The organism is Cellulomonas fengjieae, assembly GCF_018388465.1.
GTDB classification, from domain to species: domain Bacteria; phylum Actinomycetota; class Actinomycetes; order Actinomycetales; family Cellulomonadaceae; genus Cellulomonas; species Cellulomonas fengjieae.
Window position 1 is genome coordinate 1,783,524 of the sequence record NZ_CP074404.1, and the last position, 16,161, is coordinate 1,799,684.

Genomic DNA, 16,161 nt, shown 5'->3' on the forward strand with positions numbered 1-16,161 from the left:
GCACGCAACGAGCTCACCGAGGCGCTGTCCGCGCTGCAGCTGGCACGGCAGGGCGCGTTCTCCACCAGCACGCTTACCGATGCCCCCCGGGCCACCGGGCCGGTTCCCTTCCTCGCCCGTACGTTGGGCAGGTGTTCCCTGTCGATGGCCCAGCCGCGATCTTCCTGGCGGTTGGCGTGGCGACCCTGGCCGCGGCCGTGCTGCCCCGGCTACTGGTCCGGGCGCCGATCTCTATGCCGGCTGTGTTCCTCGCCATGGGAGCGCTGGGCTTCTGGCTGTTGCCCCAGCTGCCGGACCCCAGTCCGAGCCAGCACCCGGACATCGCTCTGCACCTGACCGAGGTCTGTGTGATCGTCTCCCTGATGGGTGCCGGTCTGGCCATCAACCGCCCGTTCACGTGGCGGTCCTGGGGCACGACCTGGCGGCTGCTGGGAATCACCATGCCTCTGTCGATGATCGCCGTCGGAGTCCTGGGCTGGGCCGCCCTCGGCCTCGGTGCGGCGAGCGCGATGCTGCTCGCCGCGGCGCTCGCCCCGACGGACCCGGTGCTGGCGACCGAGGTCCAGGTGAGCGAACCGGTCGACGAGCCCGGCACCCAGGATGACGAAGCCCGCTTCGCGCTGACCTCTGAGGCCGGCCTGAACGACGGTCTGGCCTTCCCATTCACCTACGCGGCGATCGCGGTCAGCCTCTCGGGGGTGGCGCCAGGCGGTTGGTTGGGCCACTGGTTCCTGCTCGACATCGTGTGGCGGCTGAGCGTGGGGGTCGCCATCGGGTTCCTCGTGGGTTGGCTGCTCGGCCGCCTGTTCTTCTCGACGTTCGCGGAGCGGCTGCACATCACCGAACACACCCAGGGCTTCGTCGCGCTCGCGGCCACCTTCCTCGCCTACGGCGTGGCCGAGCTGGCAGAGGGGTACGGATTCGTTGCGGTGTTCGTGTGCGCGGTCGCCCTGCGCGGCACCGAGCGCGAGCACCAGTACCACAAGGTGCTGCACGCCTTCGTCGAGCAGATCGAGCGGTTGCTCACGGTGGCTGTGATCGTGCTGCTGGGTGGGGCGCTGGTGCGTGGGGGATTCACCGGGTTCGGCTGGGCAGAGGTGGGTCTGGTGCTGGTCTTCCTCCTGGTGGTGAGGCCGCTCGCTGGGTGGGTGGCGCTACGGGGCGGTCGGACGGGACCGCGCGAGCGCGCCGTGGTGGCGTTCTTCGGCGTGCGCGGCGTCGGATCGCTCTTCTACATCGCCTACGCCGTCCAGGAGGGTGACTTCGCCGACGCGGACCGGCTGTGGGCGATTGTCGCCCTCGCGGTCGTCGGTTCGGTGCTGATCCACGGGGCAGCCGCGACTCCGGTCATGCGCGCACTCGACCGTCGGCGCGACCGGCACGCGCGGTCTGCGGGCGGCAACGCCGCTGAGACTCCCGTGTGACTCAGGCCTCCGAGAGCAGCCACCGCATCGACGGAGTTGAGTACGAGCCATGGGTGGCGGTGCTGGGCGCACCGGTGCACCCGTCAGCAACTCACCGCGACGGTTCCCGGCTGGGCAACGACCTCCCGGCACCCCGTCAGAGAACGTCAACCTAGCCAGCGCAATATCTGCAGGCCCTCCGCGGCGACAGGCCAGCCACACCTCCGCTTCATGATCGATGTGCCGCGCCCGCCGGCTCGTCGAGGGGGCCGAGGGGATTGACAAGAGCTACTCGGGCCACACACTATCGAGGCAGACATGACACCGGTGTCAGACACCGGTGTCATCACCGGTCCGAGCTACGGACGGCCGCGGACGCGCGGCCCACCAGCTAGCACGACGAATCGATGCCCCAGTGGAGGAAGCAGTGCGACAGCGGTGAGCCGACGACACGTGGCCGGGCTCGACCTCGGAAGCACCGGGATCAAGGTCCTGATCGCCGACGAGCTCGGGAACGAGGTGCTCGTCCGCCAGCAGCCGACGCCCTGGCACCCGGGGCCCGCCGGGACGACGACGCTCGATGCGGACGCTCTGGTCAGGAGCGTCCGGACGCTCCTGACGGATGCTGCCCAGGACCTGCGAGTCGCTACGGCTGACCCACTCGCCGCGGTCGAGGTGCTCGCCGTGTCGGGCATGGGGGAGACCGGGTTCCTGGTCGATCGCGAGAACCGGGCCGTCGCGGCGGGCATCGCCTGGTTCGACCCGCGGGGTCGGGCAGAGATCGAGTCCCTCCCGGCTCACATGCTCGAGGAGTTCGCCGGCCGCACCGGGCTTCCAGCGGGGGCGCAGGTGTCCGTCGCCAAGCTCATCGTCCTGCGCAACGCCGGGGTGGAGCTGCGCGACCGGCGGTGGTTCAACCTGCCGGAGTTCATGGCGGTGACGATGGGCGCGCAAGGGGTGAGCGAGTACTCGCTTGCCTCGCGGACCGGACTCTTGGACCAGGACACGGGGCGACCCTGGCGGGAGCTGATCGAGCACCTGGGAGCGACCGAGAAGCTGCTCCCGCCGCTCGTGCACGCCGGCACCGCGCTGGGATCGGCGAGGGCCGACTGGGTGCCCCAGGGGTTCGCGGGCGCCCACGTCACGGTCGCCGGCCACGACCACCTCGTCTCGGCCGTGTCCGGTGGAGCCATCGCACGCGACCGCTATCACGTGTCCATCGGGACCGCGGAGGTGCTCCTGCGGGTCGTCGACGAGCCGCTGTCCTTCGACGACCGCGCAGAGCTCGCCCGGTCCTTCATCAACTCGGTCCGACACGTCATCCCTGGCCAGAGCGTGGTCGTCGCCGGCGTGAAGAGCGGGCTACTGATGCGCCGCGCCCTGCAGCTGTCCGGGATCACCGACCGCGCAGGCCGGGACAGGCTGGACGAGGAAGCCTCGGCGCTGGCGCTCGAGGGCGGGCTCGACCCGGGCAGCGTCGAGGTCCGTGGTGCCCGCAACGACGACGGAGTGCTGGCGTTGACCGTCCGTGGGGACGGTGTCAGCCCGGCGGAGCTGTTCAACGCCGTGCTGCGGCACAGCAACGACGAGATCCAGCTCCTCATCGACGCCATGGACCGAGTGATTGCGCCGGCCCGATCCAGCCTCCTGACCGGCGGATGGGCGGGGATGGCGAGCGTCCAACGAGCGCGTGGTGCCGTGCTTCCCGGGCTGGTCGTCTCCGGCCGTGACCAGGACACCGCGTACGGCGCAGCCCTCTTCGCCATGGGTCTTCTCGAAAGAGACCTCCAACCGGCGGTGAGCCGCGACTCGGCCTGACGTCCTGCACAGTCCGCGAGCAGCCGCTCGGAACCGAAGAGAACCTGGAGAGTCCCATGAACGAGCTCACCACCCTCGAGCGCCGCGGCATGGCCGCGATCTCGACGCCCGCCGGCCACATGCTGATCGTGGCGGCAGACCAGCGCAACGGCATGAAGGCCGTGATGACGGATGCGCCCGACGGACCGGGGTCCGTCACGCTGGCACAGCTCGCCGGTGCAAAGGCCGACCTCGTGGAGTACCTCGGGAACGAGGCACCAGCGATCCTGCTCGACCCGGAGGTCGCCCTGCCGGCGATCGTCGACGACGGCACGCTCGCCCGCGGCACGGCGCTCGTGGTCGGTATGGACGCATCCGGCTTCGAGACAGTCGACGGGCTGAAGTTCACGCACTTCGTCGACGGCGTCACGGCGCGGACCGTCCGTGAGCTGGGCGGCGACGTCGCGAAGATGCTCTGGTACATGCGGCCCGACAAGCAGGATGCCGCCTCCCGCGTGGGCGACGAGATCCGTGACCTGGTGAAGTCCTGCGAGGCCGAGGGCCTGCTGCTGATCGTCGAGGTGCTCACGTACCGGCTCGAGGACGAGAGCGAGGCCGACTACCAGGCAGTCTTCCCGCAGCTGGTCGCGGACTCGGCGCGCATCTCGGGGGAGTGCGGCGCCAAGGTGCTCAAGCTTCCGTACCCGGGGTCGGCCGCCGCGTGCGTGGCCGTGACGGCGGCCGCCGACGGCGTGCCTTGGGCCGTGCTGTCCGCCGGCGTGAACCACGAGACGTTCATCAAGCAGGTCGAGATCGCGGTCGCGAACGGCGCCAGCGGCGCGATGGCGGGACGGTCGCTCTGGAAGGACAGCCTCGCGGTCTCGCACGAGACCCGGCACGACCTGCTCACGACGCGCGCGCTGCCCCGCCTGCGGGAGCTCGCCGCGGTCGTCGACGGGGCGCCGGTCGGCGCACCATGAGCGGTCGTCGGACAGTGCGGTGAACGAGGCGGGCGGGGAGTCCCTGGCAGTCGTCGTCACGGGCCCCCAGGGGTCGGGCAAGAGCACCCTGGCCGCCCTCTTGGCGCCGCGGCTGGGCGCCGCCCTGCTCGACCTCGACACCGCGACGGCGGACCTCACCGCCGTCATCGGCGACCTGCTGGGGGTCGAGGACCTCGACGACCCGGTGCTGGCACTCGCCACCCGGGACGCGCGCTACGCGGCCATCATCGCGGTGGCAGAGGAGAACCTGCGGCTGGGCCTGAGTGTCGTCCTGGTAGCTCCGTTCACGGCCGAGCGCCGCGACCCGACGGCGTGGGCCGCCCTGGCGGCTCGGCTCGAGGCTGCGGGCGGCAGGCCGTCCCTCGTCTGGCTCGAGATCGACGCCGTGGCCGTCGTGGAGCGGATCCGACGACGTCGTGCCGGTCGGGACGCACCCAGGCTCGCTCGCGAGGGCGGCGTGTCCGGCCTGGACCTCGCCGCCCCGCGGGTGCCGCACATCCGTGCCGACGCTGGTCAGGCACCGGAGGCGCTCGTCGGCCCGGTCCTCGAGCGCGTGCTCGGCGGGTCCGTCCGTGGGGATGTGCCATCGGTGTCATAGATTCTCCGCAGACTCGACGTCGGACGGAGAAGACCATGGCCACCATGCGTGATGTCGCCGCGCACGCGGGCGTCAGCCCCAAGACCGTCTCGCGGGTCCTCAGGGGCGAGGGGTACGTCCGGGCGGAGGTGCGCGAGCGCGTCCAGGCGTCCGTGCGGGAGCTGGACTACGTCCCGAACGTCCTCGCGGTGAGCTTCCGCGCAGGGCGCGAGTCTGCGATCGGGGTCGCGGTGCCGGACATCGCCGACCCGTTCTTCGCGCAGGTCATCCACGCGGTGGAGGCGGTGGCCAAGGCTCGGCACACCGGTGTGATCGTCACCAGTCTCGGCAACGACGCCGGCGACGAGCAGGAAGCAGTCGAGAACCTGCTGAAGCGACAGATCGCCGGTCTCATCTCGTGCCCCATCGGGCAGGACCAGTCCTACCTGCGACCGTGGCAGGCGAGGACGGCGATGGTGTTCGTCGACCGAGCACCGGGCAAGCTGGTCGCGGACTCGGTGATCGAGGACGACGAGGGGGGAGGTCGCGAGGCGACTGCCTACCTGGTGGCCAACGGTCACCGGCGCATCGCCTTCGTCGGCGACGCCTATCGCTTCCGTACGACAGCACTGCGGCTGCAGGGCTACCGCGAGGCGCTTGCCGAGGCGGGAGTCGGTGCGGACGACGGGCTGGTGTATCTGGGCGACACGGACGGCGCGGACTTCGATGCGGCGCTGCGGGAGTGGCAACAGCTGGCGAGCCCGCCCACAGCGATCTTCTCCTCCAACGCGCGGTGCAGCCTCGACGTGGTCCCAGCGCTCCAGCGGGTCGGCTGGACCGACGTCGCTCTGGTGAGCTTCGGCGACTTCCCGATGGCCGGATCGCTCACACCGCCGGTCACCGTCATCGACCAGGACCCTGCTGAGGTCGGGCGGTTCGCGGCCGAGCGGCTGTTCCAGCGGATCGACAACCCCGATCGGCGACTGCGCAGAAAGACGGTTCTGCCGGTTCGGCTGGTCGACCGCAGCCCTGCCGCGAGGGCCACGCCGGCCTGATCAGCCCCGCCGCCTGGTCGGGAAGCACGACGCACGCTCCACGAGCTCGACCGGGAGGACGGTGTGGCGTCGGTATCGGCGCCGGGGATGCGCCAGGCGATCGAGGATCCGCTGCGCGGCGAGCGTGCCCAGCGCAACCGGGTTCTGATCGATCACGGTCACCGACGGTTCGAGCATGTCCGCCATCGGGAAGTCACCAAAGCCTGCCAGGGCCAGCCGCCTGTCGGAGCGGAGGACCGGCACCAGGCTCATCGTCACCCGGGCGTTCGAGGCGAAGATCGCCGTGGGTGGCTCCTCGAGACGCTCCAGGGCAGAGAAGGCGGCGGCGGCCGACGCGCGGTCCAGGGCGCCGAGGGCGACGAGTGACTCGTCGTACTCGATGGCCGCGTCGAGGAGCGCTGCTCGGTATCCCACGAGCCGGCCACGGCTCGTCGGGATGGCGGTGCTGTCACCGAGGAAGCCGATCCGGACGTGGCCGTGCTCGACGAGGTGACCGGTGGCCGCCCGGGCGCCGGCGTGGTCGTCCTCGGTGAAGGAGTCGGCCACGACGCCCAAGGCCCGACGGTCCACGAACACGAGCTGGGTGCGGCCCGCCCAGACGCCGAGGTAGGACTGGTCGCCCGCGATCGGCGCGATGACCAGCCCGCTGAGCGACTGGCGCAGGAGCGACTGGACGATGGCGGGCTCACGCGCGGGGTCCTCGCCCAGGCTGGTGATCACGACGGACATCCCGTGCACGGCCGCCAACGCCTCGACGGCCTTGGCGAGCGCCCCGAAGAACGGGTCGGCGATGTCCGGGACGGCGACTCCCATGACCGGTGCTCGACCCGAGCGGAACGTCGTCGAGAGCGTGCTCGGGACGTAGTTCAGCTCGCGCAACGCGACCTCGACGCGCTCTCTCGTCGCCAGGCTCACGTGCAGGTCGTGGTTGAAGACCCGCGACACCGTCTTTGCGCTGACCCCGGCACGACGTGCGACGTCGCGCATCGTGGCCATGTGCCGCGCCCCTTCCGTCAGTCGGACGACTGTGTCATCGGGCGGTGTAGCCACCGTCGATCGGCAGCGAGACGCCCGAGATCATCGAGGCGGCGTCACTGAGCAGGAAGGTGATGGGCCCGGCGATGTCGTCCTCGGTCGCCCACCGTCCGAGCGGCATGGCCTCCAGGAACGGGCCCTGGATGTCCTCGCGGCCCCAGTACCAGGCCGACATCGGCGTCATCACCACGGTGGGGTTCACGCTGTTCACCCGGATGTCGTACCTGCCCAGCTCGAGCGCCGAGACCCTGGTGATGTTGTCCACGGCGGCCTTGGACGAGCCGTACGAGATGTGGCCGGTCAGGGCGACGAGGCTGGCCTGGCTCGACACGTTGACGATGGCGCCGCCCTGCCCGAGGCGGATCATCGACCGTGACGCGTACTTGGTCACCAGCAAGGTTCCGCGTGCGTTGACGGCCATCACCTTGTCGAACACCGCGATGTCGGTGTCCATCGGTGTAGCGATCTCACCGCCGAACCCGCCACAGTTCACGACGCCCCACAGGTCGGTGCCGTCCAGCGCCTCCCGCACAGAGTCCTCGCTGGTCAGGTCGAACGGGAGCGTCCGGACGCCCGTCTCAGCCGCGAGGGCGTCGACCGAGTCCTGGGTCCTGCCGCTCGCGATGACGTCGGCGCCGACCCTCACGAGGTGGCGCACCGTGGTCCCACCGATGCCACCACCGGCACCGGTCACGAGGATCGTGCGGCCGTTGAGATCGAACATCGGAACTCTCCCTCGGTCAGCTGTGCGGGACCTGCTCGCGGGTGGTCAGGGCACGACCTCGTCCTCCACGACGCCGCCAATGTAGCCCGGAATTGCCTGTGTGTCACCGGTGACATGAAGACTCTTGTCACCGGTGACAGAGAATCCTTGACACCGGTGACATGTCCGGTTTAGCGTCTCGACAACTCGACACCGACGGATCGACCAACGCCGCCGGACCGCCAGTACAGCCACTGCGAAACGAGTTCCCCATGGTGACCAACGTCGACACCACCAGTCCCGCGGTGGCTGCGCCAGACCCGGTGCGCGAGCTGTCGGTGGACGACCTCATCGAACGCGCCCGTGCCCTGGCCCGGCCAGGCAGGCGCACCGTCCTGGGCATCACGGGCGCGCCAGGGGCCGGCAAGTCGACGGTCTGCGCAGCGTTGCTCGACGCCCTCGGTGACGACGCGGTCCTTGTGGGAATGGACGGCTTCCACCTCGCGGACGACGAGCTCGTGCGCCTCGGCCGCCGAGGACGCAAGGGCGCGCCGGACACGTTCGACGTCGGCGGCTACGTGGCCCTGCTCCGACGCCTGCGCCCCCAGGCCGATGCCGTCGTGTACGCACCACGCTTCGACCGCGGTCTCGAGGCCGCCATCGCCGGCGCCGTCCCCATCGACGTGGAGACGCCCCTCGTCGTCACGGAGGGCAACTACCTCCTGCTGGACGACCTCGGGTGGGACGCAGTCCGACCGTGCCTCGACGAGGCATGGTTCCTCGACGTGCAACCCCACGTTCGCAGCGAGAGGTTGGAAGCACGACGCCGGTCGCACGGTGACTCACCGGACGACGCACGAGCGTGGGTCGCGAACGTCGACACCGCGAACGGCCTCATCGTCGAGGCCACGCGCACCAAGGCCGACCTCGTCGCCCGGCTCACACCAGTACCCACCCCACCGAAGGAGCGCTGACGATGACGTCGACCACCCCCATTCTCGAAGCTCGGGGTCTGACCCGCAGCTTCGGCGCCGTGCGCGCCCTCGACGGAGCCGACTTCGACGTGCACGCCGGAGAGGTCGTCGCCCTGATCGGCGACAACGGCGCCGGCAAGTCGACCTTGGTCAAGGCGCTGTCGGGGAACCTCGCGCTGGACTCCGGCACGATCCTGTTCAACGGACAGGAGGTCGACCTCAGCTCCCCGAGCGTCGCGAGCCACATGGGCATCGAGACGGTCTTCCAGGACCTGGCGCTCGCACCACACCTCACTCCGCCGCAGAACATGTACCTCGGCCGTGAGCTCCCGGCGTCGGGATTCCTCGGCACACTCGGCTTCCTGGACAACAAGACCATGCGGGCCAGGTCGAAGGTGGCGTTCGACGAGCTCGGCGCGACGGTCCGCAGCTACAGCAGCCCGGTCGGCAGCATGTCCGGCGGCCAGCGTCAGGCGATCGCCATCGCGAGGGCCGTCGCCTGGGCCAAGGGAGTCGTCTTCCTCGACGAACCGACCGCAGCGCTGGGCGTCGTCCAGACCAAGAACGTCCTGGAGACGATCCGCCGCGTCCGCGACAAGGGCGTCGGGGTCGTCTTCATCAGCCACTCGATGCCGCACGTGATCGAGGTCTCGGACCGGGTCCAGGTCCTTCGACTGGGACATCGCGTGGCCACCTTCGACGCCAACGACACCTCGGTCGAAGAGCTCGTCGGCGCCATGACCGGCGCACTGGACGCAGGAGCGAAGTGATGAGCAACGACGGCATCTCCGCCAAGAACGCCACAGCCGACGCCGTCGGGGTGGCGGCCGACGCCCAACCGAGCGGTGAGCCTCGCAGCGAGGCCGCGGTCAGCCCGGACGCTCCCCTCCTGACCGTCGACTCGGAGCGCGGCATCGCCGGACTCGCCCGCCGCATCGTCAAGGTCCAGTCGTTCCAGATCCTGCTGGTGCTGCTCGCGATCTTCGTCGTGTTCTCCATCCTCGCGCCGGACACGTTCCCGACCTGGTCCAACATGCGACTGGTCATCCAGAACGTGTCGATCCTCGCCGTGCTCGGCATCGGGATGACCTACGTGATCATCACCAGCGGCATCGACCTGTCCATCGGCTCGGTCCTGGTGTTCTCCGGCGTGATCGCAGCCAAGGTCATGCAAGGCATGGGAGGAGACGGCTGGGGAACGGCGATCGTCGGCATCCTCGTGTCCATCCTCTGCGGCATCCTCTGGGGCATCTTCAACGGGGTGCTGATCGCCAAGGCGAAGGTCCCCCCGCTGATCGTCACCCTGGGCACGCTCAGCGGTGCTCTCGGGCTCGCCCAGGTCATCACCGGCGGTGTCGACATCCGCGAGGTGCCGGCCGTGCTCGCCAGCAACATCGGCTACGGCAACATCCCTGGCACGACCATCCCGACGATCTCGGTGATCGCGCTGGTGTTCCTGCTGATCTTCGGCGTCGTCCTGCACAAGACCAAGTTCGGCCTGTACACGTACGCGATCGGCTCCAACGAGGAGTCCGCCCGACGCGTCGGCGTCAAGGTCGACCGCCACCTCATCCTCATCTACGCGCTGTCGGGCCTCATGGCGGGCATGGCGGGAATCCTGTCCCTCGCCCAGTACTCCACGACAGCCATCGCCGGCCAGTCCACGACGAGCCTGGCCGTCATCGCCGCGGTCGTGATCGGTGGCACGAGCCTGTTCGGCGGCGTCGGCACGATCTTCGGCACGATCGTCGGCCTGTTCATCCCGGCCATCCTGCAGAACGGCTTCGTGATCACCGGCGTTCAGCCGTTCTGGCAGCAGGTCGCCATCGGCGCCGTCCTCATCGTCGCGGTCTACATCGACCAGCGTCGTCGGGCCGCCGCTTCCCGGGCCACGAAGACCGGCAAGCGGTCCCTCGCCCACCTGTTCCGACGGTCAGCGTGAGCCGGCAGTCGCAGCACCACCCGTCACCCAGCTCGACGGCGCCAACGACGCGCTCGACTCGACACCCCGGAGGAACCAGATCATGAAGACCATCACCAAGCTCGTCCCTCTGATGGCCGCGAGCGCGCTCGCGCTCACCGCCTGCAGCAGCGGTAACGGCGACTCGGGCTCCGACTCGGGCGCGAGCGGCGACACCCAACAGCTCACGTTCATCCAAGGCGTCGCCGGCGACGAGTTCTACGTCACCATGCAGTGCGGCATCGAGGCCGAGGCGGAGAAGGTGGGCGCGGAGGTCAACACCCAGGGCCCGGCCAAGTTCGACCCGACGCTGCAGAAGCCGATCGTCGACTCGGTCGTGGCCAGCCAGCCCGACGCGATCCTGATCGCCCCCACCGATGTCTCGGCCATGCAGGCGCCGCTGAAGGCCGCCGCCGACCAGGACATCGAGGTCGTGCTGGTCGACACCACCGTCGACGACCCGTCCTTCGCGGTCTCGCAGATCTCCTCGGACAACGAAGGTGGCGGCGCGGCGGCGTTCGAGGCCATCCAGACCCAGAACCCCGACGGCGGCAAGATCCTCGTCATGTCGACGGACCCCGGCATCTCGACCGTCGACGCTCGCGTGAAGGGCTTCGAGGAAGCCGCGGCGGAGGACTCCTCGTTCGACTACCTCGGCGTCCAGTACAGCCACAACGACACCGCGACCGCCGCCCAGCTGATCACGGCGGCCCTCGCCAAGGACCCGGACATCGTCGGGGTCTTCGCGACGAACACCTTCTCCGCCGCCGGTACCGCGACCGGCGTCCGCCAGGCCGACAAGCAGGACCAGGTCACCGTCGTCGGGTTCGACGCGGGCCCGGACCAGGTCGGACAGCTCAAGGACGGGACCGTCCAGGCGCTCATCGCCCAGGACCCGTACCAGATCGGCGTCGACGGCGTCACCCAGGCCATCGCCTCCCTGACCGGTGCTGAGGTCACCCCGCAGATCCAGACCGGCTTCCACATCATCACCGCGGAGAACGTGGACGGCGAGGGCGCTCAGTACCTCTACAAGTCCAGCTGCTGAGCACCCCGGACGCGGCTTCCCCTGCGCACCCTCAGGCAGGGGGAGCCGCGTGCCCGACCCGTTCCGAAGGACCCCCACCCATGACGACCCACCTCGACGCTCGTGCCCTCGACAGCCTCGACCCCCGCGTGGCCGTACCCGGCTACGACCGCGACCAGGTCGAACCCGGCATCGTGCACCTCGGTGTCGGCGCGTTCCACCGCTCCCACCAGGCGATGTACGTCGACCGGCTGCTGCACGAGGGCGATTCGGGGTGGGGGATCTGCGGGGTCGGTGTGCTGCCGTCCGACCGGACCATCGCCGACGTGCTCCACGAGCAGGACGGCCTGTACACCCTGCTCACCGTCGACCCGGACGGACGTGCCGAAGCGCGAGTGATCGGCTCCCACGTCGCGCACCTGCACGCGCCGAGCGATCCGCAGGCGGTCGTCGACCGCCTCGCCGACCCCGCGACGCGGATCGTCTCGCTGACGATCACCGAGGGCGGCTATGGCGTCAACGACGCCACCGGCGAGTTCGAGCCCCGCGACCCGGCGACGCTCGCGGACCTGGCGGGGTCCTCGCTGCCCTCCAGCGTCCTCGGCCTCGTGGTCGCCGCTCTGGAAGTCCGCCGGGCCGCCAGGACCGTGCCGTTCACCGTCATGTCCTGCGACAACATCCAGGGCAACGGGCACGTTGCCAGGACCGCGGTCACGGCGTTCGCCCGCACTCGCGATGCCGACCTGGCGGACTGGATCGGCCAGCACGTGGCGTTCCCGAGCTCGATGGTGGACCGGATCACGCCCGCCACGACCGCTGAGGTGGTCGCCGCCGTGGCCGCGCTCGGCGTCGACGACCGCTGGCCGGTCCGCTCCGAGTCGTTCACCCAATGGGTCCTCGAGGACCGGTTCAGCGCCGGTCGGCCCGCCTTCGAGACGGTGGGCGTGCAGGTCGTCGACGACGTGACGCCGTACGAGCTGATGAAGCTACGCCTGCTCAACGCCTCCCACCAGGCCATGGGCTACCTCGGGATCCTCGCCGGCGAGACGTACGTGCACGACGTGTGCCGTGACCCGCTGTTCGTCCGATTCCTGCTCGGCTACATGCACCATGAGGCGATCCCCACCCTGCGGCCGGTACCCGGAATCGACCTGTCGGAGTACTGCGACCAGCTGATCGCACGGTTCAGCAGCGAGGCGATCCGCGACACCCTGGGCCGCCAGGTCATCGACGCCTCCGACCGGATCCCCAAGTTCCTGCTCCCCGTTGTGCGAGCACAGCTGGCTGCCGGTCGCGAGATCACCCGGTGTGCACTCGTGTTGGCAGCGTGGTGCCGCTACCTCGAGGGCACCACGGACGCCGGCCTGACGATCACGGCCGAGGACAAGCGGCTGAGCGAGATCCGGGCGTTCGCCGAGGCGGAGAAGAGCTCGCCGGGTGCCTTCCTGACGTACGAGCCCGTGTTCGGGGACCTCGGGTCGAATCCCGTGCTCCGTGACGCCTTCGGCGCGGCACGTACCAGCCTCGCCCACGACGGCGCTCGCGCCGCGACAGCCGCGCTCGCCTGAACCGATCGCAGGAGGAACGACATGAACATCGTGGTGGGTTACGTGCACACGCCCGAGGGTGAAGCGGCCTTGGACGCAGCCATTGCGCAGGCGCGGGTTTCCGACGCCGACCTGTTCGTGATCAGCGGCCCGGACACCGGTGACGACAACGCCTTCGAGATCTCGCTGGAGCAACATGCAGACGCGCTCAGCACGCGGCTCGACGGGCTTCACGTGCGCAACGTGGTGTACCCCCACGACCCGACGATCGACCCGGCCGACGCGATCCTCGACCGGGCACGCATCAGCGGCGCGGACCTGATCGTGATCGGCGTGCGGCGACGCAGCCCCGTCGGCAAGCTGCTCCTGGGGAGCACCGCGCAGCGGGTGCTGCTCGAGGCCGACGCCCCGGTACTTGCGGTCAAGCGGCACCCCGCGACCTGAGGGGCCCCTGCGGCTACCCGCTGGCATCTACCGCTACCCGAATCACCGCAAGCGCGAGGTGGGTACGGGGGAGAAGGCCGGGCACTTTTTGACAGCGCCGGGGGCCGTGCCGACAGCGCGCCGTCGCGGGTTCGCCTCCGGCCCGGCGGGAGCCCTGGCCACTCCTCATGACACGCATAGGACACGGCATCACGTTCTCGCAGGTCAGACTGGTGCCCCGAGTGGGATTCGAACCCACACTGGATCGGGTTTGAGCCGAACGCCTCTGCCGGTTGGGCTATCGGGGCCGGGCGCCAGGATAGCCGTGAGCACGGCTCCACGAGGACCCGCGCGGCGCCCGTGGGACCAACAACCGCGAACCACACGGCGTCGCGCACTACTCTGTGCAGGTGAGCACTGACGCGACCCCCGGCCCGACCGAGTCGGCACCTGCCGCCTTCGACCTGAGCACCCCCGCCCCGACGGAGGAGCCGAGCGCCCCCGTGGCGCGTCCGGCGCGGCGTGCCGTCGTGGCGGAGGACGAGGCGCTGATCCGGATGGACGTCGTCGAGACCCTGCGTGACGCGGGCTTCGACGTCGTCGGCGAGGCCGGTGACGGCGAGCAGGCCGTGCAGCTGGTCACCGAGCTCAAGCCCGACGTCGTGGTCATGGACGTGAAGATGCCCGTCCTCGACGGCATCTCCGCCGCGGAACGGATCGGCAAGGCGCACCTGGCGCCCGTCGTGCTCCTCACGGCGTTCTCGCAGAAGGAGCTGGTGGAGCGCGCGCGCGACGCCGGCGCCATGGCGTACGTCATCAAGCCGTTCAGCCCGGCGGACCTGCTGCCCGCCGTCGAGATCGCCATCTCGAGGTACGCGCAGATCACGGCGCTGGAGTCCGAGGTCGCGGACCTGGCAGAGCGGTTCGAGACGCGCAAGCGCGTGGACCGGGCCAAGGGTCTGCTGATGACCAAGATGGGCCTCACGGAGCCGGAGTCGTTCCGGTGGATCCAGAAGACGTCGATGGACCGTCGGCTCACCATGCGCGAGGTGGCCGACGCGGTCATCGAGCAGGTGGGTGGCGCGTCGTCCTGACGCCGTCGCGACGAGGGCCGGCCGGAGCATTCCGTGCCGGCCTTCGTCGTCTCAGCGCAACGTCAGGTCGACGACGAGCGCACGGTGGTCGGAGAGTCCGGTGTCGACCGACCGTGCGGGGCCGGCGGGCTGGACCGGCCCGTCGCCGAGGATGTGGTCGAGCTGGCGGTGCGGCATGCGGACGGGGAACGTGGCGGCCGTCGCCAGCGGCCGCAGGCCCGAGGACCGGACCGCGGCGTCGGGCCCCATGTTGAGGTCGCCCGCCAGCACGAGCGGTCGGGGGTGCGGCCGCACCATCGCGACGAGCTCGCGCAGCTGGCGGCGGTTCCAGCCGGGGATGTAGGTCAGATGGGTCGCGACCACGGTGATGTCGCCGGCCGGGTGCTGCACGACCGCGACGAGCGCCGCGCGCGGCTCGTCGCGCACCAGGGTCGGCCAGCGCGCGTCCGGCCAGCGCACGGGAGTCCGACGCCGCAGGACGGGCAGCTGCAGTACGTGCCAGCTACGCACGGGATATCGGCTGAGCAGGGCGATCCCGTAGCTCGCGACCGCGGGCTGGTGGTCGCCGGTCGCGGCGGTCCACAGGCCCGGCTCGCCGTGCAGGGTGGCGACGAAGCGGTGCTCGGGGGCCCCCATCGCCTCGGCCGCGACCATCGTCAGGTCGGCCCCGTGGGAGCGCGGCTGGTCCCGGTCCACCTCCTGGAGCGCGAGGACGTCGGCGTCGAGCTCGCGCACCGCGTCGGAGAAGCGCCCGAGGTGCACCTCGCCGTCGATGAGGGACCGACCATGCAGGATGTTGAAGGTTGCCAGGCGCACCCTGCCGATTCTCCCGGCCGACCTGCGAGTGCGCCCGTCGGCGTGTAGACAGTCGTTCCATGAGCCAGCAAGGAGCCCTCGTCGACCCGCCCGACGACCGCACGGCACTCCAGGACGGACTGCGCCTCGTCGCCGTCGCCCTCACGGACGCCAAGATCCCGTTCGCCCTCGTCGGCGGCTACGCCGCCTGGGCACGCGGGGCCCCGGAGCCGAGTCACGACGCGGACTTCGCGGTGACCCCCGAGGACGTCGACCGCGCCAAGGAGGCGATCGCCGCGTCCGGGCTCGTCGTGGAGCAGCCGGCCGAGAACTGGCTGTTCAAGGCGTTCCACCACGGTCAGCTGGTCGACATCCTGTTCCGGATGGTGGGGGAGCCCGTGACGCGCGAGCTCCTGGAGCGCAGCGACGAGCTCGAGGTCCTGGCCGTGCGGATGCCGGTACTGCAGGCCACCGACGTCGTCTCGGCGAAGATGCGCGTGCTGGGCGAGCACGCGTGCGACTTCGGCCGGTTGCTCGCCATCGTGCGTGCCCTGCGAGAGCAGATCGACTGGCCGCGGATCCGCGCCGACGTCGTCGGTCACCCGTACGGCCGCGCGTTCCTCTTCCTGGCCGACGAGCTCGGTCTGACGGACGCCACCGGTGACGCGCAGCCCGCCGAGGTCGCCCCCGGGGCGGCCGCGCCAGTGTCCTGAGCGGCCCCTGGTGCCAGTCGGGCGTCCAGATCGCGGTGTTACCGGTTGGTCACAACT

General features: G+C 70.3%; 16 protein-coding genes and 1 tRNA gene. 13 read left to right on the top strand and 4 right to left on the bottom strand.

Translation table 11 applies throughout. The features are described from left to right. Positions 1-131 precede the first annotated feature (131 nt). The 5 genes from KG102_RS08265 (at position 132) to KG102_RS08285 (ending at position 5,833) form a co-directional block, all read left to right on the top strand. Positions 132-1,424, top strand: a complete 1,293-nt coding sequence (locus tag KG102_RS08265) for a cation:proton antiporter (RefSeq protein ID WP_208290023.1) — start codon at positions 132-134, stop codon at positions 1,422-1,424. Between the two features lie 417 nt (positions 1,425-1,841). Next, positions 1,842-3,221 (top strand): FGGY-family carbohydrate kinase, encoded by a 1,380-nt coding sequence (locus tag KG102_RS08270; protein WP_208290022.1) that lies wholly within the window; start codon positions 1,842-1,844, stop codon positions 3,219-3,221. 56 nt (positions 3,222-3,277) lie between these two features. Continuing rightward, on the top strand, positions 3,278-4,180 hold the full coding sequence (locus tag KG102_RS08275) for a hypothetical protein (RefSeq protein ID WP_208213564.1): 903 nt from the start codon (positions 3,278-3,280) through the stop codon (positions 4,178-4,180). Positions 4,181-4,199: 19 nt separating this feature from the next. Beyond that, positions 4,200-4,799, top strand: a complete 600-nt coding sequence (locus tag KG102_RS08280) for an AAA family ATPase (RefSeq protein WP_208290021.1) — start codon at positions 4,200-4,202, stop codon at positions 4,797-4,799. A 35-nt stretch (positions 4,800-4,834) separates the two neighbouring features. Continuing rightward, positions 4,835-5,833, top strand: coding sequence for a LacI family DNA-binding transcriptional regulator (locus KG102_RS08285; protein WP_208290020.1), 999 nt, complete (start codon positions 4,835-4,837; stop codon positions 5,831-5,833). Here the strand turns inward: KG102_RS08285 and KG102_RS08290 are convergent, their stop codons facing one another. Next, a complete protein-coding gene (locus KG102_RS08290) occupies positions 5,834-6,829 on the bottom strand; it encodes a LacI family DNA-binding transcriptional regulator (RefSeq protein ID WP_208290019.1) in 996 nt (331 codons plus the stop codon). A 34-nt stretch (positions 6,830-6,863) separates the two neighbouring features. Then, entirely contained in the window at positions 6,864-7,592 is a 729-nt protein-coding gene (locus KG102_RS08295) for an SDR family oxidoreductase (protein ID WP_208290018.1), read from the bottom strand. Between the two features lie 251 nt (positions 7,593-7,843). Here KG102_RS08295 and KG102_RS08300 point away from each other — a divergent pair, with 251 nt between their 5' ends. From KG102_RS08300 to KG102_RS08325, 6 genes are all read left to right on the top strand, one after another. Next, a complete protein-coding gene (locus KG102_RS08300) occupies positions 7,844-8,545 on the top strand; it encodes a nucleoside/nucleotide kinase family protein (RefSeq protein ID WP_208290017.1) in 702 nt (233 codons plus the stop codon). 2 nt (positions 8,546-8,547) lie between these two features. After that, on the top strand, positions 8,548-9,315 hold the full coding sequence (locus KG102_RS08305) for an ATP-binding cassette domain-containing protein (protein WP_208213558.1): 768 nt from the start codon (positions 8,548-8,550) through the stop codon (positions 9,313-9,315). Further along, on the top strand, positions 9,315-10,487 hold the full coding sequence (locus KG102_RS08310; RefSeq protein WP_208290016.1) for an ABC transporter permease: 1,173 nt from the start codon (positions 9,315-9,317) through the stop codon (positions 10,485-10,487). The genes KG102_RS08305 and KG102_RS08310 overlap by 1 nt, the downstream gene beginning before the upstream one ends. 82 nt (positions 10,488-10,569) lie before the next feature. Beyond that, positions 10,570-11,553 carry an ABC transporter substrate-binding protein gene (locus KG102_RS08315; RefSeq protein WP_208290015.1) on the top strand — a complete coding sequence of 328 codons (984 nt, stop codon included), beginning with the start codon at positions 10,570-10,572 and terminating at the stop codon, positions 11,551-11,553. Between the two features lie 80 nt (positions 11,554-11,633). Beyond that, positions 11,634-13,100, top strand: coding sequence for a mannitol dehydrogenase family protein (locus tag KG102_RS08320; RefSeq protein WP_208290014.1), 1,467 nt, complete (start codon positions 11,634-11,636; stop codon positions 13,098-13,100). A gap of 21 nt (positions 13,101-13,121) precedes the next feature. Then, complete coding sequence (locus KG102_RS08325) at positions 13,122-13,523, top strand: universal stress protein (RefSeq protein ID WP_208290013.1); 402 nt, start codon at positions 13,122-13,124, stop codon at positions 13,521-13,523. Between the two features lie 210 nt (positions 13,524-13,733). On the opposite strand, the gene KG102_RS08330 is transcribed toward KG102_RS08325, so the two are convergent. Then, positions 13,734-13,810 (bottom strand) — tRNA-Leu (locus tag KG102_RS08330). Between the two features lie 102 nt (positions 13,811-13,912). Between KG102_RS08330 and KG102_RS08335 the strand changes: the two genes are divergently transcribed. Beyond that, positions 13,913-14,596 (top strand): ANTAR domain-containing response regulator, encoded by a 684-nt coding sequence (locus KG102_RS08335; protein ID WP_208213552.1) that lies wholly within the window; start codon positions 13,913-13,915, stop codon positions 14,594-14,596. Between the two features lie 51 nt (positions 14,597-14,647). Here KG102_RS08335 and KG102_RS08340 read toward each other — a convergent pair whose 3' ends face one another. Continuing rightward, complete coding sequence (locus tag KG102_RS08340; RefSeq protein WP_208290012.1) at positions 14,648-15,412, bottom strand: endonuclease/exonuclease/phosphatase family protein; 765 nt, start codon at positions 15,410-15,412, stop codon at positions 14,648-14,650. 59 nt (positions 15,413-15,471) lie between these two features. Between KG102_RS08340 and KG102_RS08345 the strand changes: the two genes are divergently transcribed. Next, on the top strand, positions 15,472-16,104 hold the full coding sequence (locus KG102_RS08345; RefSeq protein WP_208213550.1) for a nucleotidyltransferase family protein: 633 nt from the start codon (positions 15,472-15,474) through the stop codon (positions 16,102-16,104). Positions 16,105-16,161: the final 57 nt, after the last annotated feature.

Excerpts from the sequence above, each read along its gene's own strand:
- KG102_RS08275 (WP_208213564.1), top strand. The coding sequence starts at position 3,278 with ATGAACGAGCTCACCACCCTCGAGCGCCGCGGCATGGCCGCGATCTCG.
- KG102_RS08285 (WP_208290020.1), top strand. The coding sequence starts at position 4,835 with ATGGCCACCATGCGTGATGTCGCCGCGCACGCGGGCGTCAGCCCCAAG.
- KG102_RS08290 (WP_208290019.1), bottom strand. The coding sequence starts at position 6,829 with ATGGCCACGATGCGCGACGTCGCACGTCGTGCCGGGGTCAGCGCAAAG.
- KG102_RS08295 (WP_208290018.1), bottom strand. The coding sequence starts at position 7,592 with ATGTTCGATCTCAACGGCCGCACGATCCTCGTGACCGGTGCCGGTGGT.
- KG102_RS08300 (WP_208290017.1), top strand. The coding sequence starts at position 7,844 with ATGGTGACCAACGTCGACACCACCAGTCCCGCGGTGGCTGCGCCAGAC.
- KG102_RS08305 (WP_208213558.1), top strand. The coding sequence starts at position 8,548 with ATGACGTCGACCACCCCCATTCTCGAAGCTCGGGGTCTGACCCGCAGC.
- KG102_RS08310 (WP_208290016.1), top strand. The coding sequence starts at position 9,315 with ATGAGCAACGACGGCATCTCCGCCAAGAACGCCACAGCCGACGCCGTC.
- KG102_RS08315 (WP_208290015.1), top strand. The coding sequence starts at position 10,570 with ATGAAGACCATCACCAAGCTCGTCCCTCTGATGGCCGCGAGCGCGCTC.
- KG102_RS08320 (WP_208290014.1), top strand. The coding sequence starts at position 11,634 with ATGACGACCCACCTCGACGCTCGTGCCCTCGACAGCCTCGACCCCCGC.
- KG102_RS08325 (WP_208290013.1), top strand. The coding sequence starts at position 13,122 with ATGAACATCGTGGTGGGTTACGTGCACACGCCCGAGGGTGAAGCGGCC.
- KG102_RS08345 (WP_208213550.1), top strand. The coding sequence starts at position 15,472 with ATGAGCCAGCAAGGAGCCCTCGTCGACCCGCCCGACGACCGCACGGCA.